This is a genomic window from Gordonia sp. SGD-V-85, from assembly GCF_001456905.1.
GTDB classification, from domain to species: Bacteria; Actinomycetota; Actinomycetes; order Mycobacteriales; family Mycobacteriaceae; genus Gordonia; species Gordonia hongkongensis.
On record NZ_LNQO01000016.1, the window covers coordinates 73,696 to 89,039 of the forward strand.

The 15,344-nt window shown below is 69.1% G+C and carries 13 protein-coding genes; 8 read left to right on the forward strand and 5 right to left on the reverse strand.

All coding sequences use genetic code 11. The annotated features are described in order from the left end of the window. Positions 1-175: 175 nt before the first annotated feature. From AS181_RS17570 to AS181_RS17585, 4 genes are read left to right on the forward strand one after another with little or no spacing between them, the layout of a single operon-like run. Positions 176-1,930 carry a PEP-utilizing enzyme gene (locus AS181_RS17570; RefSeq protein ID WP_058252829.1) on the forward strand — a complete coding sequence of 585 codons (1,755 nt, stop codon included), beginning with the start codon at positions 176-178 and terminating at the stop codon, positions 1,928-1,930. Then, positions 1,930-2,928, forward strand: coding sequence for a TIGR03619 family F420-dependent LLM class oxidoreductase (locus tag AS181_RS17575; RefSeq protein WP_058252830.1), 999 nt, complete (start codon positions 1,930-1,932; stop codon positions 2,926-2,928). Before AS181_RS17570 ends, AS181_RS17575 begins: the two co-directional genes overlap by 1 nt. Beyond that, positions 2,925-4,028 (forward strand): zinc-binding dehydrogenase, encoded by a 1,104-nt coding sequence (locus tag AS181_RS17580; protein WP_058252831.1) that lies wholly within the window; start codon positions 2,925-2,927, stop codon positions 4,026-4,028. The genes AS181_RS17575 and AS181_RS17580 overlap by 4 nt, the downstream gene beginning before the upstream one ends. After that, a complete protein-coding gene (locus AS181_RS17585) occupies positions 4,025-4,822 on the forward strand; it encodes an SDR family NAD(P)-dependent oxidoreductase (RefSeq protein WP_058252832.1) in 798 nt (265 codons plus the stop codon). The genes AS181_RS17580 and AS181_RS17585 overlap by 4 nt, the downstream gene beginning before the upstream one ends. 308 nt (positions 4,823-5,130) lie before the next feature. Here the strand turns inward: AS181_RS17585 and AS181_RS17590 are convergent, their stop codons facing one another. Genes AS181_RS17590 through AS181_RS17600 form a run of 3 tightly spaced genes read right to left on the reverse strand, consistent with a single transcriptional unit; the run spans position 5,131 to position 8,052 of the window. Next, positions 5,131-6,177 (reverse strand): zinc-dependent alcohol dehydrogenase, encoded by a 1,047-nt coding sequence (locus AS181_RS17590; RefSeq protein ID WP_058252833.1) that lies wholly within the window; start codon positions 6,175-6,177, stop codon positions 5,131-5,133. A gap of 7 nt (positions 6,178-6,184) precedes the next feature. Further along, positions 6,185-7,162, reverse strand: coding sequence for a TIGR03621 family F420-dependent LLM class oxidoreductase (locus AS181_RS17595; protein ID WP_058252834.1), 978 nt, complete (start codon positions 7,160-7,162; stop codon positions 6,185-6,187). After that, positions 7,159-8,052 (reverse strand): sugar phosphate isomerase/epimerase family protein, encoded by an 894-nt coding sequence (locus AS181_RS17600; protein WP_058252835.1) that lies wholly within the window; start codon positions 8,050-8,052, stop codon positions 7,159-7,161. Before AS181_RS17600 ends, AS181_RS17595 begins: the two co-directional genes overlap by 4 nt. A 98-nt stretch (positions 8,053-8,150) precedes the next feature. On the opposite strand from AS181_RS17600, the gene AS181_RS17605 reads away from it, so the two are divergent. Next, positions 8,151-8,669 (forward strand): VOC family protein, encoded by a 519-nt coding sequence (locus tag AS181_RS17605; protein ID WP_058252836.1) that lies wholly within the window; start codon positions 8,151-8,153, stop codon positions 8,667-8,669. Here AS181_RS17605 and AS181_RS17610 read toward each other — a convergent pair. Then, positions 8,666-9,145 (reverse strand): nuclear transport factor 2 family protein, encoded by a 480-nt coding sequence (locus tag AS181_RS17610; RefSeq protein WP_058252837.1) that lies wholly within the window; start codon positions 9,143-9,145, stop codon positions 8,666-8,668. The two genes, AS181_RS17605 and AS181_RS17610, sit on opposite strands and share 4 nt — an antisense overlap. Before the next feature lie 26 nt (positions 9,146-9,171). Next, a complete protein-coding gene (locus AS181_RS17615; RefSeq protein ID WP_082652968.1) occupies positions 9,172-10,680 on the reverse strand; it encodes an aldehyde dehydrogenase family protein in 1,509 nt (502 codons plus the stop codon). A gap of 255 nt (positions 10,681-10,935) precedes the next feature. Here AS181_RS17615 and AS181_RS17620 point away from each other — a divergent pair, with 255 nt between their 5' ends. Genes AS181_RS17620 through AS181_RS17630 form a run of 3 tightly spaced genes read left to right on the forward strand, consistent with a single transcriptional unit; the run spans position 10,936 to position 15,183 of the window. Continuing rightward, positions 10,936-11,562: a hypothetical protein gene (locus tag AS181_RS17620; RefSeq protein WP_058252838.1), complete on the forward strand. Its 627-nt coding sequence runs from the start codon at positions 10,936-10,938 to the stop codon at positions 11,560-11,562. Beyond that, on the forward strand, positions 11,559-14,102 hold the full coding sequence (locus AS181_RS17625) for a putative PEP-binding protein (RefSeq protein ID WP_058252839.1): 2,544 nt from the start codon (positions 11,559-11,561) through the stop codon (positions 14,100-14,102). The genes AS181_RS17620 and AS181_RS17625 overlap by 4 nt, the downstream gene beginning before the upstream one ends. Positions 14,103-14,112: 10 nt before the next feature. Next, the gene (locus AS181_RS17630; RefSeq protein ID WP_058252840.1) at positions 14,113-15,183 is read left to right on the forward strand and encodes an acyl-CoA dehydrogenase family protein; all 1,071 of its coding nucleotides are present in this window, start codon (positions 14,113-14,115) and stop codon (positions 15,181-15,183) included. Positions 15,184-15,344: the final 161 nt, after the last annotated feature.

Below are 15,344 nucleotides of genomic sequence, written 5' to 3' on the forward strand. Positions count from 1 at the left end.
CATCTCTGGGCCTGACGTCAGGTTACTCTATTCGCAGTAAAGTTACTTAGCGCCGCAACTGGCGGAGTCTTTACCCTCAAACTGCTGAGAAATATCTCTGTACATGTTTCCATCTGTCGCAGGTTTCTATAGTGTGACTTGACATACAGCCTGTCACCTCGATGAGGAGGAACACATGAGTGACGAGCAGTCCGCGGGGGCGGTCGACATCGATCGCTGGATCACCGACTGGGAGTTCAGCAGCCGATACCCGGTGTACACACGCGCCAACGCCGGCGAAGTGCTGCCCGACCCGTCGAGTCCGCTGAACGTCACGATGGTCTGGAACAAGGGCCTCAACATCGGCTGGCGCCAGGGCTACGTCGACAACCTCGGCACTCACCTTGCCGAGGAGATCGACGAGGTGATGCCCGAGATCATCGGCAACTTCGGCGGCTACCACTACACGAACTTCTCGATGACCGAGCTCAACGGCGCCCGGCTCCCGGGGCTGACCGTGCCGGTGTGGAACAGCCTGTGGGTGGGCGACCACCCCGACATCCCCGAGTACGTACCCAAGCCGGGCGACGAGAACGCCGAACTGACGGCCGGTCTCGCCGAGAAGACCGCCTGGGCTCTCACGACCGATGAGTTCCCCGAAGCCGAGGAGGCCAAGCGGCGCGCCGACCGGGCACGGGACCAGCGTCCCGATCTCGCCGCGATGAGCGATGCCGAACTCGTCGAGCACGCTCGCTCGCTGCTCCCCGACCTCATCTACTGCTACGCCTATCACCCGGTCACCACGACGCTGTCGACGATGGGTCCGGCCGTGGCCGGTCAACTCCTCGAAACCATCGGCGAGGCAGACAAACTCGGCGATCTGCTCAGCGGACTGGGCGGCGTGGACTCGGCCGCCCCGTCGTATGCGATGTGGAAGCTCGGGCGCCTCGTCGCCGGTTCCTCCGAGCTGACCGGGATCTTCGACAACGGACTCGCGACCGCCCTCGACACGATCACCGCGAGTGACTCCGCCGACGCCGCGAAGTTCCGAGAGGAGTTCGACGACTTCCTCTACCGGTACGGCTCGCGCGCACCGAACGAATGGGACATCCGATCGGACAGCTGGGAGACCAAACCCGTGCTGGCACTGATGGCCATCAACGGGATGCGCAACAGCCCGCCGGAGGCCGATCCCGAAGCGATCCTGCGCCGCAATCAGGACAAGCGACTCGCCCTCACCGAGGAACTCGCCGCCAAGATGCCCGACGCGGAGTCGGCCACCGCGTTCCGCAACGCGGCGAAGTCGATCACCAAGTTCATGCCGTGGCGGGAGCGCACGAAGACCGCGTGCGTGAAGATCATGGGTGAGATGCGGGCCGCCCTCTACGAACTCGGACACCGGATGGTCGGGCGCGGGGTCATGGACGACCATCACGACATCACGATGCTCGTCGACGACGAGCTCGATCGCTTCGTCGCCGAACCGGAGTCGTTCGCGGACACCATCAAGGAGCGACGCGAGCAGTATCTCGCCCTGTTCGATCTGCAACCGCCGTTCTTCCTGTTCGAACCGCTCCCCCTCTCGCAGTGGCCCCGGCGCACTGGGCAGCGGGTGGACCCCGCGGTGCCCGGTGACGTCCTCTCCGGTGTCGGCGGTGCCCCGGGTGTCGCCCGGGGACGCGCGCGAATCCTGCACGACCCGTATGAGGCCGAACAGCTGGAGGAAGGCGACATCCTCGTCGCGCCGCAGACCGACCCCGCCTGGACGCCGTTGTTCGTCTTCGCGGGCGGTGTCGTCGTCAATGTCGGCGCAACGATCACCCACTCGTCCATCGTGTGTCGTGAGCTCGGCATACCGTGCGCCGTTTCGGTTCAGGACGCGACGGCCCGCATCCCGGACGGCGCGATGATCGAGGTCGACGGCAACACCGGGTCGGTGACGATTCTCTGATGGCAACGACTGACGGGGCCCGCGGCACGACGATCGGGCTCGCCCTTCCTCAGCTCGGCGAGCACGTCGATGCCGCGGCGGTCCGCGACTTCGCGGTCGCCGCCGAGGAACACGGCTTCACCGGACTGTGGGCGCAGGAACACCTCTTCTACTCCGAGCAGAACGCGTCGGTCTACGGCGGCCGGCACACCACGGCGGTGCATCCCGCCTACCGTTCGGTGCTCGGCGCCACCGAGCTCATGGCATTCGTCGCGTCGTGCACCCGACGGGCGCTGATCGGGAGCAGCATCCTGGTCGCCGGGTACCACCGCCCGGTCGAACTCGCACAGCGCCTGGCCACTCTCGACGTGCTCTCCGGCGGACGTCTCGTCGCCGGGCTGGGCGTCGGCTGGTCCGACGAAGAACATCGACTCATGGACGTCGACCCCCGGACGCGCGGGCGCCGTATGGACGAACTCGTCCGCGCCGTCCAGGCGTGCTGGGGACCGGATCCCGTCGAGTTCGAGGGGGAGTTCTTCACCATCCCGACCTCGACCGTGCGGCCGAAACCGGTCCAGACACCACATCCGCCGCTGCTGTCCGGGCTGCGGTCCGAACGCGGTCTCGCCCGCACCGCGGCACTGTTCGACATCTGGAATCCCAGCAGCGGCACGGCCGAGGCCCTGCAAGCCCAGCTCGACGGGATGGCCGCGCAGCGTCCCGCCGGACGGGCGCCGGTACGGCTGTTCCTGCGGTCCTACCTCCAGCGCCCCACCGACCCGGTGGGATCCGGCGGACAGGGCATCGACGGTGTGGCCGCCGATATCGCCACCGCGAAGGCGGTCGGTGCGGAACACTTCATCATCGAATGCAATTTCTCCGACGACATCCGGTCGCCGGAGGACTGGGCCACCATGCCCGAGCGGCTGGCGCCGCTGATCCAGCTCGTGCGCGACGACAGCACCGCGGTGCCCGACTCGTCGGGCGTCGCCCGGCCCCAGAAGGAGAACGCATCATGAAAGCTGCTGTCTGGGAGGGCAGTACACCGACACTCGCCGTCGAGGAGATCCCGCGGCCGACGCCCCGTCGTGGCGAGATCCTGCTCAAGGTCACCGCGTGCGGGGTCTGTCACACCGACCTGCACGTGCTGAAGTCCGAGGTGAACTTCCCCGCTCCCGCGGTCCTCGGCCACGAGGTCTCCGGCGTGGTCGAGGAACTCGGCGACGGCGTCGACACCCTCGCGGTGGGCGATCGGGTCGTGTGCAGCTTCATCATGCCGTGCGGCGAGTGTCGCCACTGCGCGCGCGGACTGGACGATCTGTGCGAGAAGTTCTTCGCCCACAACCGGCTCAAGGGCACGCTCTACGACGGCGAGACCCGGTTGGCCCGCGCCGACGGCACCCCGCTGGCGATGTACTCGATGGGCGGACTCGCCGAATACTGTGTCGTTCCCGCCTCGGACGCCTTCGTCGTCCCCGACGGGGTCGGACTGGGTGAGGTTTCCATCCTCGGCTGCAGTTCGTTCACCGCGCTCGGTGCCGTGACCAACGCCGAGCTGCGGCTGGCCGACCGCATCGCCGTCGTGGCGGCCGGCGGCGTGGGATCGTCGATCGTCCAATTCGCGGCAGCGGCTGGAGTCGCCCAGATCATCGCGATCGACGTCAACGACGACAAGCTCAAAGCGGTGGCCGAGCTCGGTGCGACCCACACCGTGAACTCGCGCGACACCGACGTCGTCGCCGAGGTACGGGCACTGACGGACGGCCACGGCGTCGACGTCGCCTTCGAGGCCCTCGGGCACCCGAGCACCTTCGCGACCGCGCTGGACATCCTCGACGACGGGGGCCGCGCCGTGGTCGTCGGGATCGCGCCGGCCGGCACGCCCGGTGAGCTCGATCTGGCCCGTCTCGTGCGCCGCAGCCTGCAGATCCGCGGTTCCTATGGCGCGAAGGCACGACGTGACATGCCGGCGCTGCTGCGCATGGTCGCCGGCGGGATCGTGGAGCCGGAACGTGTGATCACCCGCCGCTACCGCCTCGACGAGGTCGACGAGGCCTACCAGGCCCTCGCCCGCGGCGAGATCGTCGGCCGGGCGATCATCGAGATGGACTCCGAATGACCGAGACCGAGACCGTGTCCGGCACCGTCGCCATCGTGACCGGTGCCGGCTCGGGCATCGGCCGTGCGGTGACCGAGCTCTTGGTCGGTCGCGGGAGTTTGGTTGTCGCGATCGACAACTCGCCTGCGGTTCTGGACGAGCTCGCGGACCGGCCGCGGATCGTCCCGCTCGTGGGGGATGTGACGTCGGCCGAGGACAACCGGCGCGCGGTCGAGACGGCGGAACAGCGCTTCGGCCGGCTCGACGCGTTGATCCTCAATGCCGGGGTCCCCGCTTCCGGGTCCATCGAGACCCTGGACCTCGACGTCTTCGACCGATCCCTCGACGTCAACCTCCGGTCGGTGGTTCTCGGTGTGCGCGAGGCAATCCCCGCGTTCCGGCGATCGGGGGGCGGTGCGGTGGTGGTGACGGCGTCGGCGACGGCCCTGGGCGGCGAACCCAACCGCTGGCCGTACGCCGCGGCGAAGGCCGGCGCGGTCAACCTCGCCCGGTCACTGGCCCTCGACCTCGCCGTCGACGGCATCCGGGTCAACTCGGTCTGCCCCGGCCCCATCGAGACCGGAATGACTCGACGCATCGCGGTCAACACCCCCGAACGCTACGAGTCCCTGCGTCGGATGGTTCCACTGCAACGCTGGGGCACGGCCGACGAGGTCGCCGAGGTGATCGCGTTCCTCGCCTCGCCGCTGGCCTCGTTCGTCACCGGCGCCACCATCCCGGTCGACGGCGGTGCCACCTGCGGCAGCGGCCAGACCATACCCCCGGCAGCGTTGGCGCACAGCGCTGTTCGATGAACCGTCTTGTTCGCAGAGGCACCAACCATCCTGCTCCCTGAGGTGCGAGGAGCGATAGCGACCCACCTCCGCTCCTAATCCGAAAGAACGACATAACCATTGCTCCCTAATCCGAAGGAAGCGACCCCATTGCTCCCTGAGGTGTGAGGAGCGATAGCGACGAGCCACGAAGGGCCTGGTGAGACAGGTTGCGGAGCCCTTCGTGGCTCGCTTCGCTCGCACCTCAGGGAGCAGGGGTGGGCTCGCTTCGCTCGCACCTCAGGGGGCGGGTCGTTCTTTAGGATCGGGGAGCAGGGGTTGGACAGGGATCACCGTCGTGGGTCGACGAGCACCTTGGTGTGCGAGCTACGGCCCGAATCGAGTTCGGCGAACATCGATTCCAGCTCACCGAGGCCGATCGTCCCGGTGTGCAACGACGCGACATCGATACGCCCCTCGGCGACGAGCGTCATCGCACCGAGGAAGTCGGAGTGCGTGTACGCCAGAGACCCGATGACCGTCAGCTCGCGGCTCTGCCAGTCCCCGTAGCTCACCGACGAATCGGTGCCGGGGTATCCGAGCAGCGCCAATGTCCCACCGCGCCGGACGAGTTCGGCGCTGGGCTGGAACAACGAGGCCACCCCCGAGCACTCGAACACGACGTCGGCGCCGAGCCCAGAGCTCACTTCCTCGAGGCGCCGGGACAGCTCGGACGGGTCGACGACATCGGTGAAGCCGAGCGCTGTCGCAGCGTCGCGACGGGCCTGCGACGGCTCGGACACGAGGATGCGGCCGGCGCCCGCGGCCCGCGCGTGCTGCGCGGTGAGCAGGCCGATCGGACCGGCACCCTGGATCACCGCGGTGGCCCCCAACGGGATTCGTGCTCGACGCACCGCGTGGTAGGTGACGGTGGCGGGCTCCATCAGCGCCGCCTCGATGTCCGACAGGGCGTCGGGGACCGGGATCGCACGGCGCGCGGAGACACGCAGCCGGTCCGCGAAACCCCCGTGGGCAGCCGCCCCCGGAGAGATGCCGTTGGCCTCGGCGAACGCCAGATCGCAGTGATCGGCGTACCCGGCCCGGCACTGGGCGCACACGCCGCACGCCGGTCCGACACCCGCGACGACACGCTGCCCGACCGACACATGCGAGACCCCGTCGCCGATCGCGGAGACGGTGCCCATCCATTCGTGCCCGAACACCGCGGGCGGCAAGCCGGCGGACTGGTAGCCGTGCGTATCGGTCGCACAGATGCCGCAGTACCCGATGTCGATGATCACCTCGCCGGGCCCGGGCGTCGTGTCGGCATCGTTGTTCGTCTCGATCACTCCCGGCTCGGCCACCCGAACATAGCGGGGCGCAGTCGTCGTGCTCATCGCTTCCTCATTTCCCTGTCATGCGGGCGACGACCGGGGCGAACTGTTCCAGCGCTCGGTCGCCGATGGTGAAGTAGGAGAACCCGAACTCCTCGCGCCGTTGCTCGAGTTGCTCGCAGATGTCGTCGACGGATCCGACGAGTGCGTGCGGGAACGACCGCAGCTCGGCCGGCGTGAAACCGGTTCGTTCGCAGAGCGATTCCTCGGTGACGTCGGTGGCTCCGTCGATCGCGACGAAGTACGCGCCGGTCTCGAGCTCGATGTCGTCCATGCGGTCGCCGGCGCCGGCGCGGACCCAGTCGAGCTTCCTGTGGGTTTCGGCCACCGTGGACGTCGCCACGCTGTCGGAGCCGAGTTTGCCCGACCGGTTGTTGAAATTGATGCTGACGATGTCGGCGGTGGCACCGGCGAGCGTGAGGACGCGTCGGGCGCCGCCGCCGATCATGATTGGCGGAGCCGTCTCCGGCACGGGGAGCGGCGCGAACCCGGTGGCGCGGACCCCACCGCGATCGACGTCGATCGGTTTCCCGATGAACTGCTGCTGGCAGAGCTCGACCGTCGCGGCCAACCGGTCGATCCGTTCACCAGCAGGCGGGAACGGTACGCCCATCGCTTCGTATTCGGCGCCGAGCCAACCGGCACCGAGCCCGACCTCGATGCGGCCGGGGGCGAACATCGCCAGTGTCGCAGCCTCTTTCGCGAGAGCGACCGGCTCGTGATAACTGGCGCAGAACATCCGGCACCCGATCACCAGTTCATCGGTGACCTCGGCGGCGACAGCCATGCTGGCGATCGGCGCGAGGGTGACCGGCCGGTGGGCGGTCGGGTCCAGCGCCGGGCCGGGTCCGATGTAGTGGTCGGACACGTGCAGAGCCGAGTACCCGAGGTCCTCGACCATGCGAGCGGTGTCCCGCCACTGCGCACCGGTCTCGGATCGGTACACCTGGGCGGCGAAGCGGAACGGACGCTTGGGGTGTGAGGTCATGACAGAACTTTCGAATCGTGGTGTCCAGGGGTCGGACACCGGTCGGGATCGGTGGATTCGGAGCCGACGGGCGCGGACGGCACGCGAGCCAGCAGGCGCCGGGTGGCGGTGCCCAGCTCGATCGCCCAGCGGCGCGGGTCCGCGGCGCCGCGGGCCGACGGGACTTCGACGCTGACCGACGCCGACGGCCCCAGGGCCCCCGCCAGTCGACGCAACGGGAGCGCACCGGCACCCGGTGGCAGTCGGTTTCCGCGCGCCTCGGTCATCGCGGTGGTGTCGTCGCGCGCCGGGCCGGTCATGCGGGCGTCGCACAACTGCCAGTACGGGATACCCCCACGTTCGACCTCGGCGCCGAGTCCGTCGACGGTCCCGCCCGCGCGCGACCAGTGCAGCGCGTCCAGCAGCAGCCCGGCTTCGGTGGCCCCCGATTCGTCGAGCAGCGCCCGGCCTGCCCGCAGGTCACGGACAGCGGTGAACACCATGGGTTCGAGGCAGCAGCGCAGGCCGAACTGGGCAGCCGCCTGCGCGAGTGCGGCGAGATTGTCTCCCGCCCGGTCGGCGTCGTCGTCGAGAACGGTGGCGATGAGATAGCGGGCGCCGAGAGCGGCTCCCGCGAACAAGACGGGCTCCCAGTCGGATCGCGACGAACCCGGGTGGATCTTCACGACCTCGACGTCGAGCACGGCCAGTCCGTGGTCGTCGAGAGCAAGGAGGGTGTCGGCGAGCAGACGCGATCCCTCGGCCAGGAGATGCCCGCGTTCACCGGGCCGGTCGGACACCCGCACCCCGACCGCGTCGAATCCCCCGGCCGCCGCGTATTCGATGAACCGCGGCGGTGGCACCGCGAGCGCGGACAGCGACGCGAGTGAGACGAGGCGTGTCGACGACATGGTCCCGCCCTCTCCTCTAGTTACTTTAATCTGACTAGTGTTACATGGACCATAGTAGTCCTCCCGCACCTGCTGTCCAGTTCCGATGAGGAGTCCACATGCGTCCCACCCTCGGCACGATCGCCCAGCTCGCTTACCTCGTCGACGATGTCGCGGTCGCCGCGGAGCGGTTCTCGGAACGGACTGGCGCGGGACCGTTCTTTTTGCGCCGCAACGTGATAGACCACGCACACGGAGCCGGTGCGGAAGCCGGCGAGTTTGATCATTCGTCGGCCTACGGCCAGTGGGGCAGCGTGCAGGTCGAACTCGTCGAGGTCCATTCGGCGGCGCCGGCGGCGTTCGCCGCCACCACCACATACCGCGGCCGGGTCCATCATGTCGCGACGTTCGTGCCCTCGTTCGCCGGCGAACAGGCCCGCCTCGACGCCCTCGGGTACCCGGCGCTGCTGACGGCGACGACCTCGAGCGGAAATGCGTTCGCATTCCATGACACCCGATCCGACGTCGGCCATCTGGTCGAGATCTACGAACCCGCGCCGTCGATCCTCGCGCTGTATGCGAAGGTCGCCGCGGCCGCCGACGGATGGGACGGCCGCCGGCCCGTCCGCGAGTTCTAAGCCGTCGTTGCGAGGAGTTCGGCGGCTCGTTCGCGCGCGAGCGCGAGTACCTGTGGATTCCCCGAATTCCACAGCACCGTCAGCCGTTTCGCGCTGATCCGCCACTCGCCGTCCACTCGCGCCAGGTCGTCGGTGTAGTAGCCGCCGATCGTGAACATCGCGTCGCCTCCCGCATTCGGCAGCACGTGCTCGGCCCGGACATACGTGATCACGCGTCCGGTGCCGGCCGCCGCGTCGACGGTGATGTCATAGTTCGACAGGAAGTGTTGCGAGGCCGCGAGTCCGGGGAAGAGCATGCGGCCGCGCTGTACCCAGTCGTCGGCGCGGAAGCGGCCGGCATGGCCCGCCCGGTAGCTCGAGTAGTCGATGTCTATCTCGTCGGTGAACACCGAGCGATAGAGCTCCCAGTCCCGCAGGTCGATCCCGCGCGCGAAGCGCGCCATCAGCGACACGATCGCTTCGTGGTCGGTGGTCATGAGTCGGTCCTCTCCGTTCGCAGCCCTCACGCGGGCATCTGCAGCGAGATCTTCTCGAAGTACTCCTCGAGACCGTCGGGCCCGAGCTCACGACCGATGCCCGACTTCTTCATGCCCCCGAACGGAGCCATCGGGTTGAAGCGGCCGCCGTTGATCGCGACCTGACCCGTACGCAGCCGTCGCGCGATCGCGACCGCGGCGTCGTCGTCGGCGGCGAAGACCGCCCCGGACAGCCCGTAATCGGAGTCGTTCGCGATAGACACCGCCTCGTCGACGTCGGAGTACGTCAGGATCGTCAGGATCGTCAGGACCGGACCGAACACTTCTTCGCGGGCGATCTCCGCCGAGTTGTCGACCCCGCTCACGACGGTGGGTCGGACGAAGTAGCCCCCGGCGAGCCTCGAGTCGAGATCCGGCACCAGACCGGCACCGCCGACGAGCACGCGCGCGTCGCCCGGAAGGGACTCCAGGAAACCCAGCACGACACGCCGCTGCCCGGCCGAGGCCATCGGACCGACGTCGACAGCCGGGTCGAGTGGATCGCCGACGGTCATGGCACCCACGAGCTCGGCCACCCGCTGCTCAACCGGGGACAGGTCGTCCCGCGACACCAGCAGTCGGGTCGTCGCCGCGCACGTCTGGCCGTTGTTGACGAAGCAACCGCGGACGGCCGCGGCGACGGCCGCGTCGAGATCGGCACCCGGAGCCAGGATGAACGCCGATTTGCCGCCGAGCTCCAGGGTCACTTTCTTGATTCCTGATGCAGCGAGTTCCGCAACGGTGGCCCCAGCCGAGGTGGAGCCGGTGAGACTCACCAGATCGACCCCCGGATTGGTTGCGAGTCGCTGTCCGACCTCGCGGCCCGGACCCGACACCACATTGAGCACGCCGGCCGGGAGACCGATGAGGTCGGCGATGTCGGCGACGGCGAAGGCCGCGAGCGGTGCGACGCTGCTGGGCTTGACCACCGCGGTACACCCCGCCGCCAGCGCGGGCGCCACCTTGGCCGCCAGTTGATACAGCGGATAGTTCCACGGCGTGATGGCCCCGACGACACCCGCCGGCACCCGCAGGATGCGCGAGTTCCCGCGACGTTCCTCGAGCGGCAATGCCTCCAGGGCATCGGCCATCGTCCGGAAGACCGCGACCCCGAGGCCGACCTGCACGCCGCGCGAACGGCTGATCGGCGTGCCGACCTCGCGCGTCATGATGGTTGCCAGCTCGTCCTCGCGCGCGGCGAGTTCGTCGGCGAAGCGCCGGAGGACGGCGACCCGGTCCGGCACCGGCACCTGCGACCAGGTCTCGAAGGCAACCGATGCCGCCTCCACCGCGGCGTCGCAGTCGGCGGCGTCCCCGTCCGGCACCCGGGCGAGGATCTCACCGGTCGCGGCCTCCCGGATGTCGATCCGGGCGTCGGAGGATGACGGCACCCACCGTCCTCCGATGTAGAGCTCGTCCCGATCCGGGACCCGGCCGGCTCCCGGCCCACCTCCGGGGACGGCCCCCGGGTTGCCTGCGATCGTCGCCTCGCTCATGTCGCACCTCTCAGCCGTCGGCCGCACAGTGTCGGCGGTCACACGTGAACTGTAGCGACCAAAGCGTATGCGATGTCAAGTAAGTGCCTCGAAGGCTAACTCTGTTCACAGTTTGGCCAACTTTCTTGACATGAACTACTATTTGGGTAGTTTATGAGCAGCGTCACAGCAATGGAGTACCCGGTTGTCCGGTCACCCACCGGTCAGCACAGACCCGCCCCGACCCGGGGCCCGACCCTCGCCTGCAGGAGCACCATGAACGACCTAGCGATCAACATCTCGGCGCCGACCACCGCAGCAGACGCGCTGGTCGGACTCGTGATCAAGGGCATGTACCGCGGACCGGTCAGCGCGGAGCTGCAGGCGGTCGTCGATGCCGGGCAAGCCGCGGCGAAGGGCCCGATGGTCATGCCGACCCCGGCCGGCATCGCCGAGGCGGGCCGCCTCGTGCGCCTCCCGGAGGACAGCGAGCAGGAGCAGGCGCTGATGGACTTCCTCCACGCGTTCCTGCCGGTCAACCGCCGACTGCGCGAACTGTGCACCGCATGGCAGTGCCGTCCCGACGGCTCGGCGAACGATCACTCCGACGCTCAGTACGACGCACGGATCCGCGACCAGCTCGAGGACATCCACACCGATGTCTCCAAGCTCCTGCGTCGGGCGGGCAAGACCACGCCGGAACTCCTCGACCACCGGGACCGGCTCCGTGTCGCCCTGGAGCGTTTCGACGACGGGGACACCGCCTCGCTGACCTCACCGATGACGGACGGGTACCACACCGTGTGGATGTGGCTCCACCAGCACGTCCTGATGCTGCTCGGTCTCACTCGCGCGCAGGACGAGGCACTCGAAGAGGAGCTCGTCGCGGGCGCCGCGGGATGACCCTCTCCGAAAGCGCGGTCCATACGCTCACCCGTATCGCGGTACCGCACGGCCAGGGTCGCGCGCGAGGTCTCGGCGCGGCCGACCTCGGCGTCCACGGCGTCGAGATGGACAACCTCGTCGGACTCGGCCTACCCGTCGTACCCGGTCTCACCATCCCCGTCGGCGCGGGTGAAGAGCTCGCCAACCGCGAGACCGCAGGCGTCGCCATCGATCTCCTCGAGAAGCTCGCCGTCCGCGGGATCTGGCCGGCCGTGCGCACCGAGCGCCGGCCCATGCTCATGCATCTGCGGTGCAGCGCACCGGTGCCGGTGTCGGCGCTGCCGCCGGCCATCTCGGTGATCGGCCTGTCCACCCGCAACGTCGATGCCCTCGTCGAGGTCATCGGCCGAGACCGCGACATCTTCGACTCGTGGGCGGAGACGCTGCGCTTCGTCGCCGAGCACGCACTCGACGTCGATCCCGACGACCTCGACGACGTCGTCGACGACCACCGCGACAGCCGCGCCCGGGTACCCGCCCTCCTGGAGCTGATCGAGGAGTCGACGGGAGTGGCCTATCCTGCCGATCCGGCCGAACAGCTCGGGCTGGCCGCGCGGGCCATGCTCGCGCGCTGGGCCTCGCCGCGTGGTCAGCGAGCCCGTCGGTCGCTGTCGCTCCCCGAAGATCTCGGCATCGCCCTGCACCTCCGTGCCCTCCGCCTGGGGTCGTGGAACGAATCGGGGTACGGATCGGCCACGAGCCGTGATCTCGAGACCGGCCGGTACGCACCTCATGGCGTCTTCCATCTCGGTGTCCGGCGCACCGACCCCGACCCCGGTCCCGGCGAGCCGCTGGGTTCGATGCCGGGTGGGACCGCCATCCTCGACCAGATCTTCGCGACCCTGGAGCCGCATCTGCGTGGGGTTGCCCAGGTGGAGTTCGAGGTGCGCGACCGCCAGCTGGCCCTGCTCAGCGCCGGAGCCGTCGAGCACCCCGGACCGCGAGCCGTCACCACCCTGGCCGTCGACCTGGTCAACGACCACGCCATCGGCCGCCGCGAGGCCGTCGCGATGCTCGACCCGGATCTGATGCAGGACCTGTTGCATCCGCAGATCAAACTGACCGGCTCGGAACAGCTGCTGGCGCAGGGACTCCCGGCGTCACCCGGTGCGGCCACCGGGGAGATCGCCCTCAGCGCCGACACCGCGCTGCAGTGGGCGGCCCAGGGCCGCAACGTGATCCTCGTGGCGTCGGAGACCAGTCCCGCAGATGTCCCCGCCTTGCTGGCGGCCACCGCCGTCCTGACCTCCAACGGTGGACTCGCCTCGCACGCCGCCGTCGTCGCTCGCGGCGCCGGGCGACCGGCGGTCTGCGGCGCCACCTCCCTCCGGATCGACCGGGCCGCAGGCACGGTCACCAACGGCGACCTGACGCTGACCGAGGGCGAGATCGTCTCCCTCAACGGCCGCACCGGCCACGTGTACCGCGGCGCCGTGACGATCCGGCCCGCCGAACCGTCGGCCGAACTGGACCGGTTGCTGGGCTGGGCCGACGACATCCGGCGCCTCGGCGTGCGCGCCAACGCCGACAACGCGGAGGACGCCGCGACCGCGTTCCGCCTCGGAGCGGAGGGAATCGGGCTGTGCCGCACCGAACACCAGTTCCTGGGCGATCAACTACCACTCGTGCAGCGCCTGGTTCTCGCCGACTCCGAGGCCGAGGAGATCGAGGCCATCGCCGCGTTGACCGCGGCGCAGGAGGCGGATTTCACCGAGCTGTTGCGCGTCGTCGGTGACCGGCCGATCACGGTGCGATTGCTCGACGCCCCCCTGCACGAGTTCCTGCCCGCCGACGGGCAGTATCGCACCGAGGAGGAGGCGCGACGCGCCGCCGACACCCACGAGTCGAATCCGATGCTGGGGTTGCGCGGCGTACGTTTCGCGATGGTCCAGAAGCGGCTCTACCCCGCTCAGGCCGAGGCTCTGTTCCGGGCCTGGGTCGCCGTCGCCGCCGAGGGCCTGACTCCCCAACTCGAGGTGATGATCCCGCTCGTCTCGCTGCCCGGAGAGCTGGGCCGAGCCATCGCCCAGGTTCACGAGGCGGCCGCGGCGGTCACCGCCGACACGGGGGTCACGGTGCCCTACAAGGTGGGCAGCATGGTCGAGACACCCCGCGCCGCCCTGCTGGCGGGATCACTCGCCGACGACGCCGACTTCCTGTCCTTCGGCACCAATGACCTGACCCAGCTCACCTATGGCTTCTCGCGCGATGACGTGGAGAAGACGATGCTCACGCATTACCTCGAACACGGGCTGTTGACCGACAGTCCCTTCGCGGTCCTCGATCCCGAGGGTGTCGGCGCCCTGGTCTCGCGGGCCGTACTCCTCGCGCGCAGCACCAAACCGGAGATCAAACTCGGCGTGTGCGGCGAGCACGGTGGCGATCCGTCGTCGATCGAGTTCTTGAACTCGGTCGGCTTGCACTACGTGTCGTGCTCACCGCGCCGCGTGCCGGTCGCCCGCCTGGCGGCCGCGCGGGCAGTGCTCAACGCTGACTGAAAGGTCTTTCATGGCAACCGAACTCGACGACCTACGATTGGCTGTCCGGGACGCCGTCGATTCGCTGGGCGGGCCGGCGCTGTGCCGCGACCTCGACCCCGACGGGCCGGGATGGGATGCCCGGGCGTGGTCGGTGCTCGCCGAACAGATCGGCGTCGCCGCGATCGGCATCCCCGAGACCCTCGGCGGGTTGGGCGGCCTCGCCGAACTCGTCGTCGTCGCGGAGGAACTGGGCGCCGGACTGCTGCCGGTCCCGTTCCTGTCGACGGCGCTGGCCGCCCAGGTGCTGGTCCGGTCCGGCGGCGCCGACGACGCTCTCGAGCAGATCGCCGAAGGTGCCCCCGCCGCGCTCCTCGGTCTCGACCGGCATGGTTGGTACGACCCCTACGCCATCCCGTTCGAGATCGAGTCGGGCACTGCCGGTGCAACGGTGAGCGGGGTGGTCGCCTCGGCTCTCGGCGCCGCCCGCGCGCGCTGGTTCGTCGTACCCGGGCACACCCCGGACGGTCCCGCGCTGTTCCTCTGCGACGCAACCCATCCGGGGGTGTCGGCCACCCCGTTGCCCACGCTCGACCTGTCCCGCGCGCACGCCGCGGTCACGCTGTCCGAGGTGCCGGTGCGCCGGCTCGATTCCGTCGGCTCGCCGGCGGACGTCATCCTGCCCGCCCTCGACGCCGCATGCATCGTCCTCGCGGCAGAACAGGTCGGGGGCGCGCAACGGATTCTCGATCGCACCGTCGACTACGTCAAGGAGCGACGGCAGTTCGATCGCGCGATCGGCAGCTTCCAGGCGGTCAAACACACTCTGGCCGACCTCCTCGTCCTCGTCGAGTCGTCACGGTCCGCGGTGACCCGCGCCGTCGATGCCGACGATCTCGCCGAGGCGTCGTCCCTCGCTCGGGCCTGGTGCAGCGATGCCTATCGGACCGTCAGCGCCGAGGCCCTGCAGCTCCACGGCGGCATCGGTTTCACCTGGGAGCACGACTGCCAGCTGTACTTCCGCCGGGCCCGCGCCGACGCACAACTGCTGGGGACCAGCACCTTTCACCGCGAGCGCCTCGCGGTCACCCTGGGTTGGTGAGTCAGCGCTCCGGAGCTTGCGGAGGGCGCGCCCTTTCCGCTCCCTGATCCGAAAGAAGCGGTCTCCATTGCTCCCCAATCGGAAAAAAGCGGTCTCTCATTGCTCCCCAATCCGAAAGACGCGGTCTCCCAATGCTCCCCAATTCGAAAGACGCGGTCTCC

What these genes read in the sequence shown, in the direction of transcription:
- AS181_RS17575 (WP_058252830.1), top strand. Translation starts at nt 1,930, where the DNA reads ATGGCAACGACTGACGGGGCCCGCGGCACGACGATCGGGCTCGCCCTT.
- AS181_RS17615 (WP_082652968.1), bottom strand. Translation starts at nt 10,680, where the DNA reads ATGAGCGAGGCGACGATCGCAGGCAACCCGGGGGCCGTCCCCGGAGGT.
- AS181_RS17595 (WP_058252834.1), bottom strand. Translation starts at nt 7,162, where the DNA reads ATGACCTCACACCCCAAGCGTCCGTTCCGCTTCGCCGCCCAGGTGTAC.
- AS181_RS17620 (WP_058252838.1), top strand. Translation starts at nt 10,936, where the DNA reads ATGAACGACCTAGCGATCAACATCTCGGCGCCGACCACCGCAGCAGAC.
- AS181_RS17610 (WP_058252837.1), bottom strand. Translation starts at nt 9,145, where the DNA reads ATGACCACCGACCACGAAGCGATCGTGTCGCTGATGGCGCGCTTCGCG.
- AS181_RS17630 (WP_058252840.1), top strand. Translation starts at nt 14,113, where the DNA reads ATGGCAACCGAACTCGACGACCTACGATTGGCTGTCCGGGACGCCGTC.
- AS181_RS17625 (WP_058252839.1), top strand. Translation starts at nt 11,559, where the DNA reads ATGACCCTCTCCGAAAGCGCGGTCCATACGCTCACCCGTATCGCGGTA.
- AS181_RS17580 (WP_058252831.1), top strand. Translation starts at nt 2,925, where the DNA reads ATGAAAGCTGCTGTCTGGGAGGGCAGTACACCGACACTCGCCGTCGAG.
- AS181_RS17585 (WP_058252832.1), top strand. Translation starts at nt 4,025, where the DNA reads ATGACCGAGACCGAGACCGTGTCCGGCACCGTCGCCATCGTGACCGGT.
- AS181_RS17590 (WP_058252833.1), bottom strand. Translation starts at nt 6,177, where the DNA reads ATGAGCACGACGACTGCGCCCCGCTATGTTCGGGTGGCCGAGCCGGGA.
- AS181_RS17605 (WP_058252836.1), top strand. Translation starts at nt 8,151, where the DNA reads ATGCGTCCCACCCTCGGCACGATCGCCCAGCTCGCTTACCTCGTCGAC.
- AS181_RS17570 (WP_058252829.1), top strand. Translation starts at nt 176, where the DNA reads ATGAGTGACGAGCAGTCCGCGGGGGCGGTCGACATCGATCGCTGGATC.
- AS181_RS17600 (WP_058252835.1), bottom strand. Translation starts at nt 8,052, where the DNA reads ATGTCGTCGACACGCCTCGTCTCACTCGCGTCGCTGTCCGCGCTCGCG.